The 13,823-nt window shown below is 58.9% G+C and carries 9 protein-coding genes and 1 pseudogene; 4 read left to right on the top strand and 6 right to left on the bottom strand.

Features of this window, described 5'->3' with window-relative positions; translation table 11 throughout:
* Positions 1–170 precede the first annotated feature (170 nt).
* On the bottom strand, positions 171–3,602 hold the full coding sequence (locus L8V01_RS06705) for a pyruvate carboxylase (protein ID WP_269946349.1): 3,432 nt from the start codon (positions 3,600–3,602) through the stop codon (positions 171–173).
* Between the two features lie 360 nt (positions 3,603–3,962).
* On the opposite strand from L8V01_RS06705, the gene L8V01_RS06710 reads away from it, so the two are divergent.
* The 3 genes from L8V01_RS06710 to L8V01_RS06720 are packed head-to-tail and all read left to right on the top strand — an operon-like array spanning position 3,963 to position 5,858.
* Positions 3,963–4,331 (top strand): GntR family transcriptional regulator, encoded by a 369-nt coding sequence (locus tag L8V01_RS06710; RefSeq protein ID WP_269946350.1) that lies wholly within the window; start codon positions 3,963–3,965, stop codon positions 4,329–4,331.
* Positions 4,318–5,172, top strand: coding sequence for an ATP-binding cassette domain-containing protein (locus L8V01_RS06715; protein WP_269946351.1), 855 nt, complete (start codon positions 4,318–4,320; stop codon positions 5,170–5,172). The genes L8V01_RS06710 and L8V01_RS06715 overlap by 14 nt, the downstream gene beginning before the upstream one ends.
* Before the next feature lie 2 nt (positions 5,173–5,174).
* Positions 5,175–5,858, top strand: coding sequence for a transglycosylase (locus L8V01_RS06720; RefSeq protein WP_269946352.1), 684 nt, complete (start codon positions 5,175–5,177; stop codon positions 5,856–5,858).
* A gap of 88 nt (positions 5,859–5,946) precedes the next feature.
* On the opposite strand, the gene L8V01_RS06725 is transcribed toward L8V01_RS06720, so the two are convergent.
* From L8V01_RS06725 to prpD, 3 genes are read right to left on the bottom strand one after another with little or no spacing between them, the layout of a single operon-like run.
* Entirely contained in the window at positions 5,947–7,104 is a 1,158-nt protein-coding gene (locus L8V01_RS06725; RefSeq protein ID WP_238801205.1) for a bifunctional 2-methylcitrate synthase/citrate synthase, read from the bottom strand.
* Positions 7,105–7,118: 14 nt separating this feature from the next.
* On the bottom strand, positions 7,119–8,051 hold the full coding sequence (gene prpB / locus L8V01_RS06730; RefSeq protein WP_269946353.1) for a methylisocitrate lyase: 933 nt from the start codon (positions 8,049–8,051) through the stop codon (positions 7,119–7,121).
* Entirely contained in the window at positions 8,051–9,562 is a 1,512-nt protein-coding gene (gene prpD / locus L8V01_RS06735; RefSeq protein WP_269946354.1) for a 2-methylcitrate dehydratase PrpD, read from the bottom strand. Before prpD ends, prpB begins: the two co-directional genes overlap by 1 nt.
* 166 nt (positions 9,563–9,728) lie before the next feature.
* Here prpD and L8V01_RS06740 point away from each other — a divergent pair.
* A pseudogene (locus tag L8V01_RS06740) lies at positions 9,729–11,041 on the top strand (short-chain fatty acyl-CoA regulator family protein).
* Between the two features lie 68 nt (positions 11,042–11,109).
* Here L8V01_RS06740 and L8V01_RS06745 read toward each other — a convergent pair.
* Both L8V01_RS06745 and L8V01_RS06750 read right to left on the bottom strand, forming a co-directional pair.
* Positions 11,110–12,537: an NAD(P)H-quinone dehydrogenase gene (locus L8V01_RS06745; protein WP_269946355.1), complete on the bottom strand. Its 1,428-nt coding sequence runs from the start codon at positions 12,535–12,537 to the stop codon at positions 11,110–11,112.
* A gap of 70 nt (positions 12,538–12,607) precedes the next feature.
* Entirely contained in the window at positions 12,608–13,798 is a 1,191-nt protein-coding gene (locus tag L8V01_RS06750) for a M20 family metallopeptidase (protein ID WP_269946470.1), read from the bottom strand.
* Positions 13,799–13,823: the final 25 nt, after the last annotated feature.

Consider the following 13,823-nt stretch of genomic DNA (forward strand, 5'->3'; position numbering starts at 1 on the left):
AATTTTGACCTTCAGGCTGGATCACGATTTTTGTCCATCTAAACCGCCAATTTCGTCGACGGTTTTGGTGTTTTGGATGGACGAAAATCGCGAAAAGTCACCCGCAGACAGCACAACGCCCCGCTTCCTAAAGGATTATTCGAAGGAAGCGGGGCGCTCGTGCGCGTCAGTTAGTTGATCACGGCGATGAGGTCGCCGCCTTCAACCTTGGTAGCTTGGCCAATGGCCACGCGTTCGACCACGCCATCCTTGGTGGCGGAGATGGATGCTTCCATCTTCATCGCCTCGATGACGGCAATTTGGTCTCCGGCCTTTACCTCGTCGCCAGGCTTGGCGGTCGGGTTGACCACACCAGCAAATGGTGCGGCGACGTGTCCCTCGTTGGATGGATCGGCCTTTTCTACGGTAGCGACGGTGGACTCGGCGTTCTCATCGCGGACCTTCATCGGACGAATCTGGCCGTTGACGTTAAGAACCACGTTGCGCATACCCTTTTCATCCGGCTCACCCACGGCATCGAGGCGTACCACTACCTGCTTGAGGTCAGCACGGTCGGTCGAGCCTTCAGGGAAGTAGTGAACAACCTTCTCTTCGCCTTCGGTCAGACCGTAGAAGAAGGTGGTATCCGTCAGCGCCTCGGTATTGCCGTACTTGCGGCGGAACTCATTGAACTCCTCAAACTGCTTCGGGAACAGCAAGCGGTTCAGGCTGGCACGGCGCTCATCGGAGTTATCGGATTCCAGATGCGGCTGCTCCTCTGCAGGAACCTCGCTCACCTCGGCACCGGTCTCGGCGCGGCCGTCAAGCACCTTATCGCGCAGCTCCGGCCAGCCACCCGGAGGGGTACCAAGCTGGCCGCGAAGGAACTGGTTGACCGAGTCCGGAATATCGAACTTCGTCGGATTAGCAGCAAAGTCCTTAGGGTCTACGCCCGCACCCACAAGGTGAAGGGCGAGATCGCCTACAACCTTAGATGACGGGGTGACCTTGGTTGGGCGGCCAAGCATCTCGTTGACCGCAGCATAGGTGTCCTCGATGATCTCGAAGCGGTCTGCCAAGCCGAGAGCCACGGCCTGCGCACGCAGGTTGGACAGCTGACCGCCTGGAATCTCGTGCTTGTACACGCGACCGGTCGGGCCAGGGATGCCGTTTTCAAACGGAGCATAGAGCTGGCGCACGGCTTCCCAGTACGGCTCGAGATCCGATACGGCCTGCAGGTCGATGCCGGTATCGCGCTTGGAGTTAGAGAAAGCCGCGATAAGCGCAGACAGCGACGGCTGCGAGGTGGTACCGGCTAGCGGCGCGGAGGCGCCGTCGACGATGTCGGCACCGGACAAGGCGGCCGCATAGTAGGTTGCCATCTGGCCGCCGGCGGTATCGTGCGTATGCACGTGCACCGGCAGGTCAAATTCCTTGCGCAGTGCCATGACCAGCTTGGAAGCTGCCTCGGGGCGGAGCAGACCGGCCATGTCCTTGATAGCGAGAATATGGGCACCGGATTCGACAATCTGCTCGGCGAGCTTCAGGTAATAATCCAGTGTGTAAAGGTTCTCGTTCGGCGAGCAAATATCGCCAGAGTACGCCATGGCCACCTCAGCGACGGTGGTATTGGTCTCGAGGACGGCATCGATGGCGGGGCGCATCTGGGAGACGTCGTTAAGAGCATCGAAGATGCGGAAGACGTCCACGCCGGACTTGGCTGCTTCCTGGACAAAGCCGCGGCAGACCGAATCCGGGTACGGGGTATAGCCCACAGTATTGCGTCCGCGCAGGAGCATCTGGATGTTCTGGTTCGGCATAGCCTCGCGCAACATGTCCAAGCGGACCCATGGGTCCTCGTGGAGGAAGCGCATGGCGACGTCATAAGTCGCACCACCCCATGCCTCGACCGAGAACAGGTTCGGGGTCATGCGGGCTACGGCTTCGGCCGCAGAAACCAGGGCGGTACTACGCACGCGGGTAGCCAGCAGGGACTGGTGGGCGTCGCGGAAGGTGGTATCCGTAACCATCAGCGCATTCTGCTGGCGGATCTTCTCCGCCCACTTTTGCGGGCCAAACTCGAGCAGGTCATCGCGGGAACCGCGCGGGAGCGGCTCGGAAAGGTCCAGCTCGGGGAGCTTATCAAACGGGCGCAGAGCCGTCGGACGCTTACCGTTGGGCTTATTAACGGTGGTCTCCGCGATGTATTCGAGGATTCGACCAGACTCATCGACTGCAGGCGGTGCCTTGAGCAAGTGCGGGTGCGCGTTGATGAATCCGGTGTCCACGCGGGTCTGTGTGAAGTCTGGCTCGCGCAGCAGGGCGCGCAGGAATCCGATATTGGTGGCCACGCCGGATACGGTGAACTCGTTCAGCGCACGCTGGGCGCGCTGCACGGCCTGCTCAAAATTGACGCCGCGGCAGGTCATCTTCACCAGCAGGGAGTCGAAGTTCGGCGATACTTCTGCGCCCACAGAGGTTGCACCGTCTAGGCGCACGCCGGCGCCGCCCGGCGAACGATACGCGGTCAGCGTGCCGGTATCCGGACGGAAGCCGTTATTCGGGTCCTCGGTGGTAATGCGGCACTGCAGGGCAGAACCGGTGATGGAAATCTTGTCTTGGGCGAGGTGAATATCTTCCAGTGAAGCGCCGGCCGCTATATTCATCTGGGCCTTGACGATGTCCACGCCGGTAATTTCCTCGGTCACGGTGTGCTCAACCTGCACACGCGGGTTCATCTCGATGAAGACGTGATTGCCGCGCTCATCGACGAGGAATTCCACGGTGCCCGCACCCTCGTAGTTGATGTGCTCACAGAACTTCACCGCATCCTGGCAGATGCGGTCACGCAGCTCGGAATCCAGAGACGGCGCCGGCGCAATCTCTACCACCTTCTGGTGACGGCGCTGCACCGAGCAGTCACGCTCGAAGAGGTGCACCACATTGCCCTGGCTATCGGCCAGAATCTGCACCTCGATATGCTGCGGCTTAATTACCGCGGTCTCCAGGTAGACGCTGCCGTCACCAAAGGCTGCTTCCGCCTCGCGGGAGGCCTCGGCCGCCTTTTCGCGCAGCTGGTCCTCAGATTCCACGAAGCGCATGCCGCGCCCGCCGCCACCGGCGACAGCCTTAACGAATACAGGGAAGTTAAAGTCCTTGGAGTATTCCACCAGCTTATCGACGTCCGTCGATGGCTCCGAGTCCTTCAACGTCGGCAGCCCAGCTTCCTTCGCCGCGCTGACCGCTGCAGCCTTATCACCGGTCAAATCCAGCGTTGCTGGGGTCGGACCGATGAACTTGATGCCATTGTCCTCACACGCACGAGCAAGATCCGCGCGCTCCGAAAGGAATCCATAGCCGGGGTAAATAGCATCCGCTTCGGCCTTCTTGGCAGCGCGAATGATTTCCTCAATATCGAGATAAGCCTTTACCGGCTGTCCCTCATTACCGATGCGGACAGCCTCATCCGCAAAGGCGCGGTGGAAAGAGTTCCGGTCCTCACGAGGGTAGACCGCGACGGTCTTTGCCCCAGTCTCAAAGGCAGCACGGAATGCACGCACGGCGATTTCACCGCGGTTGGCTACCAGAATCTTTTTGAACGATGGAAGCGCGGGATTAGCCACTTCTGTGTTCCTTTCAACTCGGAAGGCGCTGAAATACAGCGTCTCCACTCGGGTGATCCGTATCTCAGTTTAGAGATCGAAACCTTTCTTGTCTGCCCATTTTCAAGCGGAGTTCGCCACACCGACCAGCAATTAGAGCAACGTCTGAGAGATTTCTGCAGCCCGACCAGTAATAACGCATTTTGCCTTCCTGCAAATTTTGTAAATTTTTGGTTCAACAAAATATGCAGCGGGGACACCTGCCAGACCACTCCACTTCGTATTGACCGAATACATAAACGCCTATATGGTTACCTACATAGGTGGTAAACCCATAAACCAGAAAGGGAATCCTATGCCACGTTCACAGAGGTCTGCGCAATGAGCGATACTCGGCCTATTTATCAGCAGCTGGCAGGAGGAATCAGGGACATGATCATTTCCGGCGACCTCCCCGAGGGAGAACGCGCACCCAGTACCAATGAGCTTTCAGCTTTCCATTCCGTCAATCCCACTACCTCTGCCAAGGCACTTACCGTCCTCTTCGAGGAAGGCCTGCTAGAAAAGCGGCGCGGCCTAGGCATGTTTGTGCGCGAAGGCGCGTGCGACAAGGTACGCCACCAACGCCAAGAGGCACTCAGGGAAGACTTCATCGTGCCTCTCCTCAAAGAAGGAGCCGCGCTGGGCCTAAGCGCCAGCGACATCGCCGACCTCATCGAAGCCGAAGGAGACCATCATGACGCACCTTAAGTTGAAGAACGTCGCCTGCAAGCGCCGCCTGCACGTACCGCACCTCGATCTCAACGCCGGCATGTACGGGCTGATCGGCCCCAATGGCGCCGGCAAGACCACGCTCTTGCGTGCGATAGCGGGGTTCCTTCCTACCAAGGGCAGCATCGATACCCCACAGGTGGCAATAGCGCGCACCGGCGCCGATATTTTGCTCTCCGGTTCCACTGTGCGCCAGCACCTACGCGCCGCAAAGCACGTACGCGGGGGATTCGACGTGGGGTATGCGGAGGAGCTGTTGGACAAGATGGGCGTCGATAAGCGCAGCAAGAACCGCTCTTTAAGCACCGGCCAGCGCCAATTGGTTGCCTGTGCCACTGCTCTGGCAGCGCGCACACCGGTCACGCTCCTCGATGAGCCCTTCAATGGCTTGGATGCACCGACGCGCACGCGCCTGCGTGAGCTCATCATCGCCCATGCCGCAGCCGCTCCGGATTGGCTACTCGTGCTCTCTTCGCACCGGGCGGAAGATCTCGTGGGTTTAATTGACCAAGTCATTACCGTGCATGACGGCGCGGTCAATAAGCCCACAGATCTTGAATCCCAACGGCCGCACTATCCCGTGCTCACGGGCAGCACCAAAGACGTCGAGCAAGCCCTCGCGCTTGCCGACGCCCTCCCACTCCACCAATCCTCGCTTGGCTCGACCACCAAAGTTAATGCTTGGTCCCCGGTACCGTTTCCGGACGATACCGTGGATGCCGCCCAAATCACCGTCTCCTACCTTGACGACGGCCAGCTCATTGATTCCCTTGTCTCCCGCGCCCATGAATCCACCCGCACCCCACAAGAGGAGTCCTAGTCATGAAGCTATTGAAGACCTTCAACCTCAATGCCAAAAAATCGCTAATCTCCGTGAGCATCATCATCGTATTGCTCTGGACTGTTCCGTATTTTCTACCGCCTGATCCCGAGACAATCACCATCAACCCTGCGGGTTGGGGTTTCTTCGCCGTATTCATTTGGGGAATTTATTGCGCCTTTGCCGCTACTGAGTACCGCCCGCTTCGTGGCTTAGGGCTTCCCTCAGCAAAGTGGCTGACCAGCATGCACGCAACGCTTTGGGTAGCTGCACTGGTTTTCGGAGCTATTGCTTGGCTGACTTACTATGCTGCCCTACGCGCCGGCGTACCTATGGATTCTTCGTGGGTCATCGCCCCTGGAAATATTGATGCCGCTCCCATTATCGCTCGCATCGCGACCTTCGGCAGCTTCACTTGCGGTCACCTCATGACCGGTTATATCGGTACGCTCATAGGCCTCATATTCAGCTCTGCTTCTTCTCATTCTTGGACTTCACGCCTGCTCATAATTGCTGGAATCATCGCGGGCATTGTTCTAGTAGACTTCGCACTCACACTAATTTTCCAGTATGTCGGCACCCCAAAAATTGACGCCCCGTGGCCGGGATTGTTCTTTTTTACAGGACTCAGCATTATTGTCTGCTCCATAGTCACTTACCTGCTCGCACAGCGTATCCAGCCATAACCCGACCGCAGAAAAGCCACGACAGAAATGTCGGCTCCCCCACTCCGGCCAACTTGACGGTGCCGGATTTTGGGGGAGCTGACACGTTTTAGAAGGATTTTGGCGGGACCGAACGCTGCTCCTCGCCGTTATATGCGGATAGCGGACGAATAAGCGAGTTATTCTCGTTCTGCTCCACAATGTGCGCGGTCCAACCGGTAATGCGGGCCATGACAAAGATTGGCGTGAAGAATTCAATGTCGAAACCCAAGATGTGATAGGCAGGGCCAGCAGGAAAGTCGAGATTAGGCTTGATCTTGATGGAGGTATTATCCTCCATCGTCTTGGCCATGATGTCGTACATTTCAATCCATTGGGTCTGGTCGTGTTGTTCGGCCAGCTCCTTAAAGGCGGCCTCCATTGTGGGAACTCGGGAGTCGCCGTTCTTGTAGACGCGGTGGCCAAAGCCCATGACCAGTTCCTTGTTGGCCAGCTTCTTCTTGGTCCACTCTTCGGCCTTAGCGGGATCACCAACCTCCAGGAAGTTCTTCATAACTGCCTCGTTGGCACCACCATGCAATGGCCCCTTGAGAGCGCCGATGGCAGCGACGATGGCGGAGTACGTATCGGACATAGTGGAGGTCACCACGCGGGCGGCGAAGGTGGAGGCGTTAAAAGAGTGCTCGGCGTAGAGAATGAGGGACTTATCAAAGGCCTCGATATCGGCGCGGTTGGTAGCTGGGGAACCTTCCTCATCACCGAAGACCATCCACAGGAAGTTCTCCGCAAAACCCTTCTTGCGAGAAGGTTGGATGTAGCCCTCGCCGCGGCGGCGTCGGATATCGAGAGCAATGATGGTGGGAATCTTGGCCATTAACTCAAGCGCGGTGCGGCGGATATGTTCAGAGTCTTTGGTGTATTCCTCTGGGTCTTGGGAACCGATATAGGAAATTGCGGTACGCAGGACGTCCATTGGGTGGCACGACAGCGGCATGGACATAATGAGGTCAATGACATGGCGCTCCAAGTGGCGCAGGGCCTTCTCGCGAGCAGAGAAACGAATGAGGGATTCCTGCCCCGGCAGCTTGCCGTTCCACAGCAGATAGGCTACTTCCTCGAAGGAGCAATAGCGGGCAAGCTCTTGGACGGGATAGCCGCGGTAGGTCAGCGAGTTGGTCTCAGGGACGACCTTGGACACGGCTGTCTCATCGACGACGACGCCATACAGTCCCTTGCGGATTTCGGGGGTCTGGTTCTTATCGGACATGGTGTAAATTCTCCTTAGCTTTCGAAGGTGGGTCGGTAGGTGTCTTTGGAATAGGTGAATACGGATTGGTCAAAGTCGTTGTATTCCTCGTAGCGCACCAGCTCATAAAGGCGGGAACGGTGTTGCATGCGCTCAAGCCAGTCGGTTTGCAAGCCGGTTTCATGCATATCCCGCAGGAAATCTTCGGTAGCGCCCATAGCCACGCGGAAGGTGGAGACGGGCCAGATGACTGCGTTATAGCCGAGGTCTTCTAGCTGTTGCGCCGAGAGCAACTCGGATTTGCCGAATTCGGTCATATTTGCCAGCAACGGGGTGTCGACAGCGGCGCGAAATTTTTCAAAGTCTGCTGGCTGGTACAACGCCTCAGTAAAGATGAGGTCCGCACCGGCATCGGCGTAAGCCTTTGCACGGTCGATGGCGTCATCGATGCCGTTGACTCCTGCGGCATCGGTGCGGGCACAGATAATGAAGTTTGGGTCGCGCCGCTCGTTGACCGCGGCGCTAATACGGCGGAGCATAATATCCGTGTCCACCACTTCTTTGCCGTCGAGGTGGCCACAGCGCTTCGGATTGACCTGGTCTTCAAGGTGGCATCCGGCCAGGCCTGCGTCTTCGAGTGCGGCTATAGTGCGGGAGGCGGACATGGGTTCGCCGAAGCCAGTGTCGGCGTCGACAAGCACGGGCAGGTCCGTCGCGCGGGCAATCTGGCCCGAACGCTGCGCCACCTCAGTCAAAGTGGTCAGGCCAATATCGGGAAGGCCCAAATCATTGGCCAACACCGCGCCGGAGACATACACGCCGCCGAAACCACCGATATCCTGAATTAGGCGCGCGGTCAGGGGATTGAACGCGCCCGGCAATCGGGTAATGGTGCTGGATTCAAGATCAGTGCGGAATTGCTGGCGCTTTTCCGCGGGGGTTTTCAAAGAGCCAAATAGTCCAGCCATTAGAACAGTCCTTCCGGTTTCTGGGGTGCGGCGGCGAGGTGGGCATCGGTCACCCGCACGTTTAGCTCGGTAAGGTCAGTGAGATTTTCCAAGTTTTGGACGGCGTTGAGGAAGCGTTCTTGTTCGGCCTCGTCCACGATGCCGTTTGCGAGTTTTCTGAACTTCTCTATGTATTGCTCGCGCGCAAAGGGTCGGGCGCCAAGCGGGTGAGCGTCAGCAACGGCGCGCTCATCTTCTACCACCGTGCCATCTTTGAAAGTGATCACAGCCTTGCCGCCAAAGGCCTTTTCAGAAAGGTCGTTGGAGTGATAACGGCGGGTCCACTCGGGGTCCTCGACGGTGGAAATCTTGTGCCACAGTTCGATGGTCTCCGGGCGGTTGGCGCGCTCGGGAGCGTAGGAAGCCTCGTGGTCCCACTCGCCGTCCTCGAGGGCGACAGCAAAGATGTACATGATGGAGTGGTCCAGCGTCTCCCGGGAAGCAGAGGGATCCATCTTTTGCGGATCATTGGCACCGGTACCGATGACATAGTGCGTGTGGTGCGAGGTATGCAGAACGATGGACTCGATATCCGCTGTCCTCAGTCCCCTTTCTGCCAGGGTTTTCTTCAGGGCAAAGGCCATATCAATGGGCGCTTGGGCCTGGTATTCGGCCGAGTGTTCCTTGGTGTAGGTATCCAAGATGGCCCGTTTGGGCTCTCCGTGCCCTGGCAGCGGGACGGAGTAGGTGCGCTCCGGCGAGTGCAGCATCCACGCAATGAATCCATCCTCGCCTTCCCAAATGGGCGCCGGTGCACCCTCGCCGCGCATCGCTCGGTCTACGGCCTCAATGGCCATTTTTCCCGCGAAGGCTGGGGCATAGGCCTTCCAAGAAGAAATCAACCCTTTGCGGGATTGGCGGGTGGCGGTCGTGGTGTGCAGCGCCTGCCCCACCGCCTGGTAGATCGTGTCCCTATCCAAGCCAAGCATGGTACCGATGCCGGCGGCCACGGAGGGCCCAAGGTGCGCCACATGATCAATCTTGTGCTCGTGCAGGCAGATTCCCTTAACGAGGTTGACCTGGATTTCATAGCCGGTAGCGATGCCGCGGATAAGATCGTGGCCGCTTAGGCCCTTGTGCTGCGCGGTAGCAAGAAGCGGCGGAATATTGTCCCCCGGGTGCGAGTATTCAGCGGCGAGGAAGGTGTCGTGATAGTCCAGCTCACGAACCGCTGTTCCGTTGGCTAGGGTGGCCCATTCGGCCGAGTAGGCACCCTCCACACCAAATACAGTGGAACCCCCCTCGCCTACCGGGTGTGCCTGGGCCATCATGCGGGCGGAGGTGACAGGACCCCGCGCCACGGAGGCCATAGCCACGGCAGCATTGTCGATAATGCGGTTAATAATCATGTCGGTGGTCTCGGCTGGGACCTCTACGGGGTCCGCAGCTACTTCTGCCACCTTGTATGCCAAGTGTTCCTCATAGGGAAATTCCTCGGCGGATCTATGGGTGCGTACCTCGTGCTTTTCCACTAGATGGGTCCTCCTTTACTCTGAGGTGCGTTTCACATCACACTAAATGCTTGAATGTGCCCTGCGCTATAAGTAGGGTGTGTGTAATCTAGCGGAACGATTCAGTGGAATCTGCAAACCTTGTGGTTTCTACTGTTCACGGCGGCGAAAGGTGACCGAACTAGCGATGACCAAGCATTATGCGGGGGCACGAATCCATGCACTGCGCAAGCAGCGTGGACTCACACAGGTAGCGATGGCCAAACAGTTGGGACTATCAACCAGCTACCTCAACCAGCTCGAAAACGATCAACGCCCGCTTACCGTCACCGTGCTCATGCAGCTGACCCAGCGCTTCAACGTGGATCCCGGATATTTCGCAGACGACCGCGATACGCGCACCATCACCGACCTGCGCCGCATCTTTCCCGACGCCGCCGAAGAGTCCTTGGCCGACCTAGCCTCGCGCTTTCCGGAGCTGATGCCCCGCTTTGTCGACGTCGCCACCCGCGCCCCGGCGCGGGAGCGCTCCCCCTTTGAGCTCGTCCGTGATTTTTTCTACGACGCCCATAACTACATCCACGAGCTCGATGTCCTCGCTGAAGAGCTCGCCGGCCAGCTCGGTGACCGGGTGCTACGCCGCGGCCGTTTAGCGTCCCGAATGCACGAGGAACTCGGCGTTACCGTCCGCTTTCCCGGCCGGGACCACGCCGCGACTTCGATCCAGATACCCGGGAGCTTGCGCTTCGCGACGGCCTTTCCGAAGCCCAGTTGGTCTTTGAAATGGCGCTCCAATACTGCCTGCTCGCCTACCGCGATGTCTGCGATAACCTCGTCTCCGAGCTTCCTGCCGGCGAGGCGCAAGAACTAGCTACCTTAGGGCTCGCACAGTACTTCGCGGCCGCGGTCACCATGCCCTACCAACCGTTCCTGTCGATGGCTGAGGAGACCCGCTACGATATCGACCTTTTGTGCAACTACTTTGGCACCGGTTTCGAAACCACCGCACAACGCCTAGCTACCCTCCAGCGCCCGGGCCTTACCGGCGTGCCCTTTTCCTTCATCCGCACCGACCGCGCTGGGAATATCTCCAAGCGCCAATCCTCCACCGCCTTCCACTTCGCCCGCTCGGGCGGGTCATGCCCCTTATGGGTAGTCCACCGCGCCTTTGAGACGCCCAATCGCATCACCCGCCAGGTAGCCGCCATGCCGGACGGCCACGCCTACCTGTGGATTGGGCGCTTTGTGCAAGGAACCGCAAAATCTTGGGGAACCCCTCGTAAAGAATTCGCCGTGGGCTTAGGCTGCGATATCTCTGAGGCTGACCGCATTGTCTACGCCGATGCGCTTAATCTAGACACATCCGCCGCCACCCCTATCGGCCCTGGTTGTACCGTTTGCCCGCGCGAGAATTGTCCCCAGCGTGCCCTTCCTCAAGCAGATCGCCCCATCCAGGTTTCACTCAATCGCACCGCCGAGCATTCCTACTCCACCTTTTAGCGACAACGAAAAAGCGCCCGATCTCGACTGATTATCGAGTGCGGGCGCGGAGAGAGGAATAGTTTTGTTTACTCCAAATCGTCGTGGGCAACGAGGCGTCGCGCAGCCTCGGTGATGGTGCCAGACAAGGACGGGTACACGGCGAAGGAATCAGCCAGCTGATTCACGGTGAGCTGGTTAGTTACGGCCATGGCGATAGGCAGGATGAGCTCGGAGGCGGTCGGTGCGACGATGACACCGCCGATAACGCGGCCGGAGGTAGCGCGGCAGAAGAGCTTGACAAAGCCGTGCTGTAGCGAGCGCATCTTGGCGCGCGGGTTGGTCTTTAGCGGCATGGTGATGGTGCGGGCGGCGACCTCACCGGCCTCGATTTCGGCCTGGGTAAAGCCTACGGCGGCAATCTCTGGGCGGGTGAATACGGCGTTGGCTACGGTCTTTAAGCGCAGAGGGGAAACGCCCTCACCCAGTGCGTGGTACATGGCCACGCGGCCCTGCATCGCAGCGACGGAAGCCAGTGGGAAGAGATCAGAGCAGTCGCCAGCGGCGTAGATGCCGGCGATATTGGTGCGGGAGACGCGGTCAACCTGAATGTGGCCAGACTTGGCGGTTTCTACGCCCACGTTCTCCAGCTTGAGATCTTGGGTATTCGGGATGGAGCCGATGGACATGATGACGTGAGAGCCGGTGATTTCGCGGCCATCCTGCGTAGTAACCAGGACGTTGCCGTCCTCGGTGCGGTTGACGGTTTCCACACGGCAGTTCTTCTCCAGCTCAACGCCGCGCTCACCCAGGACGGTCTCGAGGACATCGGCAGCGTCGGCGTCGTCATGCGGCAAAATGCGGTCGCGGGAGGCAACCATGGTGACCTTGACTCCCAGCTCAGCAAAAGCGGAGACGAACTCGGCGCCGGTCACGCCGGAGCCAACGACGATAAGGTGCTCGGGAAGCTCGGTGAGGTTATATACCTGCTGCCAGGTGAGGATGCGCTCGCCGTCAGGCTGCGCGCCCGGCAGCACGCGCGGCGTGGCACCGGTGGCTACCAAGACAAGGTCTGCGTTAAGGGTTTCTTCGTGGCCATCCTCGTTGAATACTGCGGTGACCTTGTGGCCGCCAAAGGCATCGGCTTCCTGATCTTCCGGGAAGTAGCCGCGGCCGTTGATAACGCGGGCGCCTAGGGATTCCACGGTGGCGCAGATATCGGAGGATTGCTTGCTTGCTAGGTCCTGGACACGCTTATTCAGTGCAGTCAGGGAAAGGTGGGCCTGGCCGATGCCCTCATTGAGCTTCATGTCCTCAGCACGGCGCAGGTCGGTTTTAATATTGGCGCCGGCGATGAAGGACTTAGAAGGAACGCAGTCCAAGATAACGCTGTTACCGCCCATGCCTTGGTCTTCAATAATGGTGATTTCCGCACCATATTTGGCACCTGCCAACGCGGCTTCATAACCGGCCGGGCCACCACCGATGATGACGATTCGCTTGGTCTGGTTCAACACGCACTTGCTCCTTTATCGGCTCCACTTTAAAAGTCGCCTACGAGTCTAACGTGTAGGACCTAAAAGCGCGTTAGTCTGTCTCCGCGTTCTCCCCTATGAACTGCTCAACCACGGCGCCGAATAGTTTGATGCCCACGCCGATGGCACGCTCGTCCACGATGAGATCGCCCATGTGCAGGTCGTGCTGCTCGCCCTCGCCGGACCAACAGCCTAGCCGCGCCATGGAACCGGGGACCTTTTCTAGGTACCAAGAAAAATCCTCGCCGCCGGAGGATTGCGGGGCTTGCACGACGGCCTGCGGGTCGATGGATTGGGCGGCAGAGGCAAGTAGGGCGGTTGCGACGTCGTCGTTAAGCACCGGCGGTACGCCGCGGTTATAGGTCAGCTCGTGTTCTACGCCGACCGGCGCGAGGATCTGCTCCACAAGCTCGGTAAAGAGGTTTTGCATATCGCGCCAGATGCTAATATCGGCCGTGCGCATGGTGCCGGTCAAGCTGCCGGTTTCCGGAATGGCATTGGGCGCGTAACCCGAATTCACCTGGCCAAAGACCAAAACGGTGCCGGTGCGCGGATCAACCCGGCGCGACAGCAGCGCGGGTAGCTCGGTGATGACCTTGCCCAAGGCGTAGATGACGTCGGCGGAAAGGTGCGGACGGGAGGTATGCCCGCCTGGGCCTTTGATATTGAGCTCCACTACATCGGTAGCGGAGGTAATCGCCCCGGCGCGAATGCCGATGCGGCCCACGCGCAATTTGGGCTCGGCGTGGATGGCAAAAATGGAATGCACGCCCTCCAGCGCGCCCCATTCAATAACATCGGTTGCGCCGCCTACCCATACCTCTTCGGCCGGCTGGAAAATGACGCGAATGCCCAGCGGAAGATCGTGGACACGCTGGAAATCCGCCAATGCGCAAGCCAGACCGAGCGCCACGGTGGTGTGGACGTCGTGGCCGCAAGCATGCATCTTGCCGGGAACCTCGGAGGTATATTCCAAGCCAGTGACCTCAGTGACCGGCAAGGCGTCGATATCGGCGCGGAAGGCCAGCCGGCCTAGCTCCGTATCGGGCCCGATATCTACCATGAGGCCGGTCTGTGGGAAGCGCTGTGGCTCCAAGCCATAGTCTTTCAGGATGGAGCCGAGGAAGTTGGTGGTTTCTACCTCTTGGTTCGCGGTTTCCGGGTGGCGGTGAATATGGCGCCGCCACGCAATGACCTCCGCACGGTGGGCATTGAACCACTCGTTGATGAATTCCGAGATCATCCGCATGCCTTCCCTGTTGTTGAAA

Origin of the sequence: Corynebacterium curieae, assembly GCF_027570035.1 — a bacterium.
GTDB lineage: Bacteria > Actinomycetota > Actinomycetes > Mycobacteriales > Mycobacteriaceae > Corynebacterium > Corynebacterium curieae.